Genomic DNA, 10290 nt, shown 5'->3' on the forward strand with positions numbered 1-10290 from the left:
TTCCAAAATAAAAACTGGTTAAGCAATTGCGAAAAAGCTGAATTTCCCCTCGGCCCAGCGCTGGCAAGGGGTGACCCAAAAAGCGTGACGTGTTGGTTATTTTCATCGCCTCGCCCACGCACTCCCATCCCCCGCCATCCCAGAGCCCGCCTTGCTGGCAGCGAGATTTTGCCCCCCGATGAAAACCCGTTTTTTAACACGATTTTTTATTGTCACTGGCTGCGGTAAGTGTGTACACTCCGCGCCGATCCAAGGGCAACCCTGCGCAGGCCGTGTCCGCCAGACCCGCAGGATCATGACGCCTATAGGGCGAGGCACGCAGAAACGACAGACACTGCTGGGGAATGGTTTCTTTAATACCGGTTAGGCTCCGGTATCAGGGAGAACAACGGACTCTCATCTTTCAGCTGACCGAGTGGGCTTCGGGCTCATCATCTCCCTTGTCATGGGCGGTCACTGGCGTTGAGCGGGTCGTAGTGGTTGTCGTCCATCAACACGATGCGTGCTGACGTCTTCCCTTCTCTTCCTTGAAACCCTCTCCTGTCCGTCGGGATGGCTGCCGAATGATGAACAAACGGCGTGGCTGATGCCGATTGTCATCAAAGTACCGCGGTACGCCGGCAAGGTGTTACCGCATACCGTTGAGCTTGATGTAAAGCCACCAGCCCCACATCAAGACTCGTTACTTCCCAAGATCCACCAGGCAGCCTTGGCTTGCCGCGATGTGCAATGAACAGGATGTGGCGGAGCATGCTCCGTTGCGGGTCCAACGTCAGCAGGCCGCTCTGGCTTGCCGCATTTTGCAATCAATGGTCTGGATGTGATTGAGGGTAACGAAGGCGGCCCACGGCCGCTCATTTGCGAGGCATAGCCCATGACTAACTGGTCCAGCAAGGACTCCTTGAAGGTCTACAACGTTCCCTACTGGGGTGCGGGTTTTTTCAATATCAATGACGCCGGTCATGTGACCGTCTCTCCCGACAAGTCTCGCCCCGAGGCTCAGATCGTGCTGTCCGAGGCCATCGAGCAACTGCGCCAGTCCGGGCTGACCACGCCGGTGTTGCTGCGTTTCCCCGACATCCTCAAGAGCCGGGTCGATGCGCTGTTCAACGCCTTCGGTCAGGCCATCGAAAAGTCAGGCTATGAAGGGGATTACCTGTGCGTTTACCCGATCAAGGTAAACCAGCAGCGCCGCGTCATCGAGACCATCAGTCAGTCCTACAGCGACAAGCCCCGGCTTGGGCTGGAAGCGGGCTCCAAGCCCGAGTTGCTGGCCGTGCTGTCCCATCATCATGAGCAAGGCTCCGTGATCGTCTGCAACGGTTACAAGGACCGCGAATACATCCGCCACGCCCTCCTGGGCAACCTGATGGGCCACAAGGTCTACATCGTGGTGGAGAAGCCCTCCGAGCTGGAAATGGTGCTGGACGAGTCAGCTCGTCTCAACATCAAGCCCAACATCGGGGTGCGCGCCCGTCTGGCGTCCACCGGCTCCGGCATGTGGGAATCGAGCGGCGGTTCCATGTCCAAGTTCGGTCTCTCCGCCTCCCAGATCCTGGCGCTGGTGGAGCGTCTGCGCAGCCTCGGCAAGCTGGACTGCCTGCAACTGCTGCACTTCCACCTGGGCTCCCAGATCGCCAACATCCGCGACATCCAGGGCGGCATCCGCGAGTGCGGCCGCTTCTACGCCGAGCTGTGCCGTCTTGGCGCCAAGGTCGAGGTGGTGGACGTGGGCGGCGGCCTGGGTGTGGACTACGAGGGCACCCGTTCCCAGAGCCACTGCTCCGCGAACTACAGCCTCTCCGAGTACGCCAACAACGTGGTCTGGGGCATCGGCGATGTGTGCCGCGAGTTCGACCTGCCGCACCCGACCATCATCAGCGAGTCCGGCCGTGCCCTGACTGCGCACCACGCCGTGCTGGTCACCAACATCATTGGTGCCGAAGGGGTGGAGGTGAACGACATCAGCGCCCCGGACGAAGACGCGCCCACCATCTTGCAGAACATGTGGAAAGGGTGGCTGGACCTGCGCGGGGAAGATCCCTCCCTGCTGGAGATCTTCCACGACTCCGTGGCGGATCTCGGTGACGTCAACGCCCAGTACACCATGGGCCTCTTGAACCTGGAGCAACGTGCCTGGGCCGAGATGCTGCACCAGAACACCTGTCTGGCGCTCAAGGAGCTGCTGAACCCGGTCAACCGCAACCACCGCGCCCTGGCCGACGAGCTCTCCGAGAAACTGGCGGACAAGTGCTTTGCCAACTTCTCCCTGTTCCAGTCCCTGCCGGATGCCTGGGGTATCGGTCAGGTGTTCCCGGTGATGCCGCTGGCCGGCCTCGAGCGTCCGCTCACCCGCCGCGGCATCCTGATGGACATCACCTGTGACTCCGACGGTCAGGTGGAGCACTACGTCGACGGTCTGGGGGTGGAAAGCACCCTGCCGATGCCGGTCTACGGTGAGCACGAAGAGTGCCATGTCGGCTTCTTCCTGGTGGGTGCCTATCAGGAGATCCTGGGGGATCTGCACAACCTGTTCGGTGACACCCACTGCGCGGAAGTGTGGCTGGATGAAGAAGGCAAGATGGACATCCGCAACGTGGTGCGTGGTGACACCGTCGACCAGCTGCTGCGTTACGTCAACATCGACCCGTCCGTGATCCGCGAGAACTACCAGCGCATCGTCTCCCACCCGGCGCTGGACGACGAGACCCGCAAGGCCCTGCTCGACGAGCTGGAGCTGGGTCTGCAAGGCTACGCCTACCTGGAAGACGAATAAGCCAGCGGCTTGTTCCCCGTCGGTCAAATGACGGACATGACAAACGGCGCCTTCGGGCGCCGTTTTTGTTGCGCTGTTGCCTGGCTGGGGCCGGTTGGCGGGCTCTGTCATCCAGGCTGGCGGCATCCCGCCCCGGCCAGATCCGGCCACTGCCCGCTTTTGCCCGCCACCTCCCTTGATCCAGGTCAAGGGGGACTTAGGTCCCTTATTTTACGGTCAAGAGTGATGTTGGTGAATGACACATAAGGATGTGCGTATGGAACTCAAGAGGGACCCGAGATGCTATACCGACGTCTGTATCGACGGTAAGTGGTATCACTACGATCACTGCAGCACTCACGTTTATATGCTGATGGGGGGCGCCGCCCCCAGCCTGCAGCTTGCCCATGAACCCGGCAGTGAAGAGGAGCTGGTGGAGATGCTCCGCCAGCACCCCCAACGCTGACTGCCTGCGGGCCATCGGGGTATCGTCCCGGCGGCCCGCCTTGTTCAGCCCGCCTTGCGGCCCAGGATCTTATTGCCCATCTCCAGCAAGGCCGTTGCCGCCGCATAGGCCTCGTCTGACTTGCCTATCTCGTCCGCCACGTAGAGAAAACCGGATCTGTACTTCTCCACCGCCTCGCGGGGAGTGGCCGCGTCGATGAAATCCTCTTCCACCTCGAATCCTTGCGTCAGCAGCGCCTCCTTCTCCGTGAGGAAGGTGGGGGAGGCCATGTCGACATAGGTATATTGCTGACGGCGGGAGGCGGGGACGCTGAAGAACTGGTATCTGGCCATGGATGTGGCTCCTCTGAACGGGTGATCTGCCATGGGGGGCGCTCGATGCGCCCGGCAAAATAAAGGAGCATTCGAGTCTTGCAGCAGACTACCTTGAGTCGTGAAGGGACGCAATCGGGCTGGTGATGACCCTGGCGACACGGGCGCTGCGCCTCACCTGCTTGTCAGGCAAGCACACCTTCCAGCACCCGTTGGGGAGTCTCGGGAGCGCAGTGGACAAGCAGTTGCTCCCCGGTCATGGGGCGCCCGAGCAGGTAGCCCTGCAAGGTGTCGCAGCCCAGCTCGGTCAGCAGGTCCCGCTGCTCCGGGGTTTCCACCCCCTCTGCCACGATGCGCATCTCCAGGGCCTGACCCAGGGCGATGATGGCGGCGATGATGGTGGCATCATCGCCCCCCCGCTCCAGGGTGGTGACAAAGCCCCGGTCAATCTTGAGCTCGTTGGCGGGGAAGCGCTTGAGGTAGAGCAGGCTGGAGTAGCCGGTGCCGAAGTCGTCGATGGAGATGCCAAGGCCGAGCTCGGCCAGACGGTTGAGGATGGCGAGGCTCTCCTCGGCCTTCTGCATGGCGGTGGATTCGGTGATCTCCAGGGTCAGGTGACGGGCCTCGAGCCGATGGCGGGCGAGGGCGCCCTGCACCTCCTCCAGCAGCCCGGGGCTGGCGAGCTGGATGGTGGAGAGATTGACTGCCACGCTCCAGTCGTGATGACCCGCCGCCCGCCAGGCGCTCATCTGGCGGCACGCCTCGTCGATGACCCAGTTGCCGATGGGGATGATGAGCCGGCTCTTCTCCGCCAGCGGCAGGAAGCTGGCCGGCGAGACGGCACCATGCTCCGGGTGCTGCCAGCGCAGCAGGGCCTCGGCGCCGACCACCTGGCCGCTGCGGGCACAGTATTTGGGCTGGTAGTGCAGGGCCAGCTCCCCCCGCTCCAGGGCGTGTTGCAGCTCCTTGTGCAGCAGGAACTGCTGGTGGGCGTTGGCGTTCATGGCGCTGTCGAAGTAGTAGTAGTCGTTGCGCCCCTGCTCCTTGGCGTAATACATGGCGGCATCGGCGTTGAGGGTCAGCTCGTGCAGGCTGGTGCCATCCTGGGGATAGACGGCAATGCCGATGCTGGCGGTGATGTGCAGGCTGTGGTGCTCCCACTCATAGGGCTGGGCCAGGGTGGCCAGCAGCCGCTCGGCGAAGGCCGTGGTCTGGCTCACATCCCCCGGCGCCAGGGCCAGCACGAACTCGTCCCCGCCAAAGCGCGAGGCGGTGTCGCTGGCACCGAGCAGGCCGGTGATGCGCTGGGCCACCTCGGCCAGCAGCAGATCCCCGGTGTGGTGGCCGTGGGCATCGTTGATGATCTTGAAGCCGTCGAGATCGAGAAACAGCAGGGAGAAGCTGCGCTGGCTGTGCTGACACTCCTGGATGCGCTGCTCCAGCCGGTCGGCAAACAGCAGCCGGTTCGGCAGCCGGGTCAGGCTGTCATGGAGCGCCAGCTTGAGCAGCTCGTCGTGGGCCTGATGCAGGGAGGTGGAGAGCCTGGCGGCGTGGGCATCCAGCATGGAGAGCACGAAGGCGATGGCGAACACCGCCAGGGTCACTATGATGACCACGGTTGCCAGCCACTGGGTATTGAGACCGGTGTAGAGGGCCCCGCACAGGCTCTCTGCGGGGAACTGGGCCGCCGCCATGCCGGTGTAGTGCATGCCGATGATGGCTGTCCCCATCACCAGGGAGGCGAAGGCCTTGCTGAAGAAGGCGCGGGGCGAGCTGTTGCGCAGGCGAAACGCTATCCAGAGTGCGGCCCCCGAGGCGAATACCGCGATGAGGATGGAGAGGATGAAGAGCCCAGGCAGGTAGTGGATGCCAGGCGCTATCTTCATGGCCGCCATGCCGATGTAGTGCATGGTGGCAATGCCGGCCCCCATCAGCACGGCCCCGAACAGGATCTGGTGCCAGGGGAGCTGGGGACGACTCACCAGCCAGAGCGCAAAGGCCGAGGAGCCGATGGCTGCCACCAGGGAGAGACCGGTGAGGGTCAGATCGTATCCCAGCGCGATGGGCAGGTTGAAGGCGAGCATGCCGATAAAATGCATGGACCAGATGCCGAGCCCCATGGCGAAGGCTCCCCCCGCGAGCCAGAGCACGGCGGCCCGTCCCCGGCTCTGGCTCACCCGGCTGGTCATGGTCAGCGCCGTATAGGAGGCGAGCACCGCCACCAGGATGGAGAAGAACACCAGATCCTGGCTGTAATAACTGTCGAGCATGGGGTGGGTTGGGGTCACGTTCATTTACTCTGGGGTACATCAGGGCCTGAGCCTGGGCCGGGTCAGGGGAAATCGGGTGGCAGATTGTACACCAGGCGTCCCTGTCGTGAGCCAGAGATACGTACCAAAATGGCCCCCGGATCAGAGCAAAAACTCTGTCTTTTCTGGCTTTGGCCGCCATCCTGTGACCGATAAACCGGCACATCCCCATTTTATTCCGTCTGAACAACAAGATAGGGGAGCATGGGGCGCTTGCCACGGCGCTGGCGGGCCCGTGGCGAAGGCGTGTGGTAAGCGCACAAGGCGCCTGTGCGATAAAGGCGCGCAGCCCCTGTCGTCCTTATCACGATAGCCGCAGGCCATGCGCTCAAGGAGTCAGCACAAGCCTGCATCCTCCGGGTCTTGGTTGACCCGGTACATCTGTTATCATCTTCCCCCTGTTTTCTTATCTCGTTGACTCTGCTGGAGAAACCATGTCTCGAACCCTCTATTTGCTGCGCCATGGCCAGACCCGTTACAACGCCGAATTGCGGTTGCAGGGGCGTTGCAACTCCGAGTTGACCCCCAGGGGAGAAGCCCAGGCCCTCGCCATGGGGGCCCGTCTGGCCAAGCTCCTGGCCGAGCCCACCGACTGGACGATCTACGCCAGCCCCCTCGGCCGGGCACGGCAGACGGCGGAGCGGGTGTGTCAGCAGCTTGGCTTGGACCAGGAGCGCATCATCTGGGACGAGCGGCTGGTGGAGCTGGGGATGGGGGAGTGGGAGGGTCGCCGGGTGCCCGAGCTGCTGGCGGCCCACCCCGAGCTGGATCTGGAGGAGCCGGACTGGTATCTGCGGGCCCCCCATGGCGAGAGTTTTGAGAGCATTCAGCGCCGGGCCCGGCAATGGCTTGAGGACGAGCAGATTGCCGAGCAGGCCATCGTGGTTTCTCACGGTCTCTTTGGCGCCATGCTGCGCGGCGCCTATGTGGATCTGGACTACACCACCACCTGGCTGCAGGAGCTGCCACAGGATGCCTTCTTCAAACTCAGTGGTGGTCGCATAGAGCGGATTGCCTGCTGACCACACGAAGGCGGCCCGCCGTGGGTGGGCCTTGTTGTGATGGGTCGCTCAGCCAACTGCCAATTTGGCCGCTTCTTTCCACATAAAAGGCGGCATCGGAGTAGTGAGACGCCATTTAATGTTCATCGGTTGGCTACCGCTGTGGGAGATGTACTCCACCTCACCAAAGTTCACAAAGCCAAGGGTGCGGCCAAATTCATCTTTGCTCTGCTCACGAACGAACAGAAACACGCGCTTACCCTCTGCCCTGTGGTTTATGTAACTCAGCCCCTTGCCTCGCTCTGGGCGAGCGCTGTTTTGGCTCTGCCAATGGAACAGTGACTCATTAATGGCGTAGTCGTGATAACGGGTGGTGGGGGAGAAGTGCTGCTCCGTTTTGTTCAAGGTCACGAACAGCAACTCGATATTGTGCTCTGCGATGACATAGACCCCTTCGCGAGCCGTGGGTTGCTGCGCGAAGGTGGTTGCCCCAAAGCCAACCAGCACTTGCTCTCTGGCATAGCGAGCATGCAGTTGTAGTGGATTGCCGGGAAGATCTGGCATGGCGCTTTGTTCGTGCTGCACCCGGTTGATCAGCATGGGCAACAGATCTGCCAGCTCGGCCCTTAACTCTGGTTGATTGAGTTGTTTCAGGCTGTGCGCCAAGGAGCTAAAGCCTGCGTTGGGGCCGCTTTGTTGCCAGAAGTCGTAATGGCACATCAAGGCCATCCGCTCATCGTGCTCAGCCGTTAAGGTAAAGGCGCTTTCCACCAAGGTTTGTAAGAAGTTCAAGTAATGGAGCGCATCGCAGCCCAATAGCCGGGTTTTGATGGCCCGGGTGTAGAGGGTCGACAGCTTCTCATCACTCATTTCAGAAATGGTATGGTTGTGGGCCTGTTTGACCAAGGCGCTCCAATTGCCGCGCTTGTAGATCTCCTCAAGGCTGATATGAGGGTAGAACTTCAGAAAATTCGCCAGTGTCAGCGGTAAATCGCAATCCTGTGAGAAACGGCGGATCAGGCCCATGAGGCGCGAGGTATTGAGAGTCGCCTTTTTGATATTGCTCAGAATTAACTCTTGGGTCTGTTTTGAGAGCTCGATGCGGCAGCCCAAGGGGGCGTGAGGGAAGCCCTGTTTGATCTCGTGGCTGATCGCCTTATTGGTTTTACCCACCAGTGCCCGGAATTTCTGGGCAAAGTCATACTCCGCACGGGCATTCCCAACAAAGTCCAATACGGTGCAGCACTCTTTATCGCTCGCCAGCCGCAGGCCACGTCCTAATTGCTGCAAGAAGATGGTGAGGCTTTCCGTTGGTCGTAAAAACAGCAAGGTATCGACTTCCGGGATATCAACCCCTTCGTTGAAGATGTCCACCACGCAGAGAATATTGATAACGCCGGTACGCAAATCTTGTTGCTTACTATGTCGCTCGTCTCGGTTATCGCTAGTGAGGATGTCAGCCTTGATGCCCTTCAATAAAAATGCCTTGCACATAAAGTCGGCATGTTCACGGCTCACACAAAATGCCAGTGCTTTGATCTTGGTAATATCGGTGACGATCTCATTGAGGCTCTGGACTATCTTCTGTACCCGCTGCTGATTGTGGGTATAGATATTGGTGAGCTCAGTAATGTCATAACGGCCATTTTTCCAAGTCACTTGGCGCAAGTCAGTATCATCATCGATACCAAAATATTGGAACGGACAGAGATGGCGACGATTGATGGCCTCGGGCAAGCGGATCTCTGCTGCGATGACACCACAAAAGTCGGCAAGAATATCACCGCCATCATGGCGCTCTGGCGTTGCGGTTAATCCCAACAGAATCTGAGGTTCAAAGGTGGCGAGCAGACCGCGATAACTGGCCGCCGCAATATGGTGAACCTCATCAATGACGATGTAATCGAAATAGTCTTGACTAAGACGTAAATTAGCCAGCTGGTTATTCAAGGATTGCACCGAGGCAAACAGCTGACGGTAGTGGGTTGGCACGGCGCCGCCGACCAAGAGTTCGCCAAAATTTGATTGCTTGAGCACTCCGCGGTACGAGGCTAATGCTTGGCGCAAGATCTCCTCTTTGTGGGCGACAAACAGAAACTTGGCATCGGGTTTGGTTTTCAAAAAATGCGCAAAATCAAAGGCGGAGATCAGAGTTTTCCCTGTACCGGTAGCCGCTACCACCAAGTTACGAAAGCGCTGGTGTAAAGCGCGCTCCATCGCCAATTGTTCAAGGATCTCCAGTTGATGGGGAAACGGCGTGATATCAAAGAAATAGGCAGGGTTATTTCTGTCCCCATCCCCACGGGCCTCTTGCAGTGCATGCTGCAATTTTGTACGGCTTTCGAGCTTGCCATCAAACAGCTCAAAATCATCGGATTCCCAATAGGTTTCAAAGGTACTCAGGGATTTCTCGATAATATGAGGGATCTCTTGCGAGGTGATTTTTAGGTTCCACTCCAAGCCGCTGGTGAGGGCAGAGTGAGAGAGATTGGAGGAACCTATATAGCCGGTATGAAAACCGGTATTTCGGCAAAAGAGATAGCTCTTGGCATGCAACCGCTCGCGCTGGGTGTTATAGCTGAGTTTGACTTCGGTATTTGGGAGGCTGGCTAAAAATTCAACTGCCTTGGCGTCGGTCGCCCCCATATATGAGGTAGTAATTACTTTTAATTGGCGGCCGCTGCGAGTGAACTCTTCCAGCTCATGACGGAAAATACGGATACCTGCCCACTTGATAAATGAGACCAGCCAGCAGATGCTATCTGCCGATAATATCTCCCGTTTAATCTCTGACTCCATCGACAAACCCGCATTGCTGCCGCAGAACAGCTCACTTTGCGTTAGACCGGTCAGAGGGGAAATATCGTCAACATATTGTTTTAAATTGGCGGAAATGGGGTTGTCCAACTGGTACAGAGCGGTCAGTATTTTTCCCTGACTGTCGATAAGGTTCTCGCCAATAAAGTCTGGGTCTTGTATGCGATCTTTTAGCCAAAGCAATAACTGGTTAGCCAGCTCAATCTGCCGTTGTAATGGGTCATCGCCAGTGACCGAGCCTACTGCATATTCCAACACACGAGTTAGGAATCGTGATAACCAGACTGAGGCCTCCGCAGACTCCAGTTGTCGTTCCCCGATGTAGAAATGCGATCGATCTAGTCTTGATGCCAACAGTTGTGTGATGAGTTGTTCATAAATACCACATTGCTGCATGGTGACTGACCTTGAATCTTGTGCATAAGGGGAGTAGGCAGGGTATCATTTTTTTTAGCTAAATCAGTAAGCTGTTATCTAATTTTGCCCATTTGAAGATCTATCTAGCCATGGGCGGCGAAGATAGAGAAGGCGAACCACAGGGAGGTAGTGATGGACAGGGCCGACGCATGATCATTCTCTGCACAAGTTGATCAAGTCTCGATCAGTTGAACGGCTCCAAGTACGATTTTAA

Annotated in this window: 6 protein-coding genes; 3 read left to right on the plus strand and 3 right to left on the minus strand. The window is 58.6% G+C overall.

The genetic code is table 11. The features are described from left to right. Nucleotides 1-874: 874 nt before the first annotated feature. Both speA and PG896_RS09485 read left to right on the plus strand, forming a co-directional pair. Nucleotides 875-2776 carry a biosynthetic arginine decarboxylase gene (gene speA / locus PG896_RS09480; protein WP_042882536.1) on the plus strand — a complete coding sequence of 634 codons (1902 nt, stop codon included), beginning with the start codon at nucleotides 875-877 and terminating at the stop codon, nucleotides 2774-2776. 256 nt (nucleotides 2777-3032) lie between these two features. Next, entirely contained in the window at nucleotides 3033-3221 is a 189-nt protein-coding gene (locus PG896_RS09485; protein WP_010674183.1) for a hypothetical protein, read from the plus strand. 44 nt (nucleotides 3222-3265) lie between these two features. Here the strand turns inward: PG896_RS09485 and PG896_RS09490 are convergent, their stop codons facing one another. Together PG896_RS09490 and PG896_RS09495 are read right to left on the minus strand one after the other, a co-directional pair. Then, nucleotides 3266-3553: a hypothetical protein gene (locus PG896_RS09490; protein WP_049636330.1), complete on the minus strand. Its 288-nt coding sequence runs from the start codon at nucleotides 3551-3553 to the stop codon at nucleotides 3266-3268. 164 nt (nucleotides 3554-3717) lie between these two features. Beyond that, a complete protein-coding gene (locus PG896_RS09495) occupies nucleotides 3718-5826 on the minus strand; it encodes a putative bifunctional diguanylate cyclase/phosphodiesterase (RefSeq protein ID WP_223917956.1) in 2109 nt (702 codons plus the stop codon). A 449-nt stretch (nucleotides 5827-6275) separates the two neighbouring features. Here PG896_RS09495 and PG896_RS09500 point away from each other — a divergent pair, with 449 nt between their 5' ends. Then, on the plus strand, nucleotides 6276-6863 hold the full coding sequence (locus tag PG896_RS09500) for a histidine phosphatase family protein (protein ID WP_049636328.1): 588 nt from the start codon (nucleotides 6276-6278) through the stop codon (nucleotides 6861-6863). Between the two features lie 48 nt (nucleotides 6864-6911). Here the strand turns inward: PG896_RS09500 and PG896_RS09505 are convergent, their stop codons facing one another. Continuing rightward, nucleotides 6912-10055 (minus strand): DUF3427 domain-containing protein, encoded by a 3144-nt coding sequence (locus tag PG896_RS09505; protein WP_049636327.1) that lies wholly within the window; start codon nucleotides 10053-10055, stop codon nucleotides 6912-6914. Nucleotides 10056-10290 lie beyond the last annotated feature (235 nt).

It is taken from the genome of Aeromonas sp. QDB30 (assembly GCF_027707645.1).
Taxonomy (GTDB): Bacteria; Pseudomonadota; Gammaproteobacteria; order Enterobacterales; family Aeromonadaceae; genus Aeromonas; species Aeromonas caviae.